The 1317-nt window shown below is 66.2% G+C and carries 1 protein-coding gene; it reads left to right on the forward strand.

Annotated features, from left to right (window positions below):
- Window positions 1-95: 95 nt before the first annotated feature.
- Window positions 96-1317, forward strand: a 1222-nt coding sequence (locus Q0629_RS10095) for a secretin N-terminal domain-containing protein (RefSeq protein WP_298782086.1), incomplete at its 3' end; no start/stop codon positions are given.

Raw genomic sequence — 1317 nt, forward strand, 5'->3', positions numbered from 1 at the left:
AGTAGGGGCCGCGCGGCAGAGGTTCATTGTGGATAAAGCTCCCGGGACGAACCGGGTTTTGCCTGGATTCAGCAGTGTTTAAGGGGGAAGTACCTTTGAAGAGAGTTCACGGGGTGTTTTTGTGGAGCGCGCTCGCGCTGTCCCTCGGTGTCCTGAGCGCGGGAGGGGCCCTTGCGGCGGAGGCGCCGGCCGAAGCACCGGCGGGGGAGACCCTGTCCGCCGACGAGGAGAGGGAGGTGGTGGCGGCTGCCCAGGCCATGCGCCGCTCCGGGCTGGTGCAGTTCAACTTCAAGGACATGGACCTCGTGAAGTTCATCCGGTTCATGTCGGAGCTCCTGCAGGACAACATCATCGTTCCCCCCAACATCAACGCGAAGATCACCATCATCTCGCCCAAGCCCTCCTCCCTCGCGGAGGCGCGGCAGATCATGATCGCCACGCTCCAGATCTACAACTTCTCCCTGCGGGACATGGGGAACTTCTCCATCGTGCAGCAGGGCGGCGTCAGCTCCTCGCCGACCGTGGACCGCGGGCGCAGGGGCCCCGACTACGGCAGCGAAACGATGACCTACATCTTCCCGCTGGACTACGTGACGGTGGACTCCGTGGTCCCGGCGCTCCAGCAGGCCTTTGGTCAGACCCTCATCGCTCTGCCCGTGGGCAACGGGCGCGACGTGCTGCTCCAGGGGCAGGCGACGGACGTCAACAAGGGCGCGGACCTCCTGCGGAAGCTGGATACGCCCCAGAGCGCGCGGGTGACGCGGGCCTTCCTCCTGAAGCACGGCGACGCGACGACGGTGGCGGCTCAGCTGAACGCCATCGCCCAGACGGGGGGCCCGATGCAGGGGCTCAGCGCCGTCGCGGACCCCGCGAGCCGCAAGGTGGTGGTGGTGGGAGACCGGGGGAACATCGACCAGGCCGCTAAAATCGTGAAGGAGCTGGACGTGGACTCCAAGGTGGGGGACTTCCACGTCTACAAGCTGAAGAACATCGACGCCACGGCGGCGGCCGAGCAACTGAGCAAGGTGCTGGCGGCATCCTCCCTGCTGCAGCCGAACCAGGAGGGCAAGTACCCCGCCACGGTGGTGCCGGACCTAACCACCAACAGCCTGATCTTCGCGGCCACCCAGAAGCAGTACGAGGCCCTGACGGGGGTGCTGGACGCCATCGACATCCAGGCCAAGCAGGTGCTGCTGCGTGGCTTCATCGCGGAGATCAACGTCACGAACCTGGACCGGGCCGGCGTGGACTGGAACATCCTGGGCGGCCAGATCTGGGACAACGTCATGCTGGGCGGCATGGGCCAGCTGGGCGAGG

Origin of the sequence: uncultured Fretibacterium sp. (genome assembly GCF_938030725.1) — a bacterium.
In the GTDB taxonomy this organism is placed as follows: Bacteria; Synergistota; Synergistia; order Synergistales; family Aminobacteriaceae; genus Fretibacterium.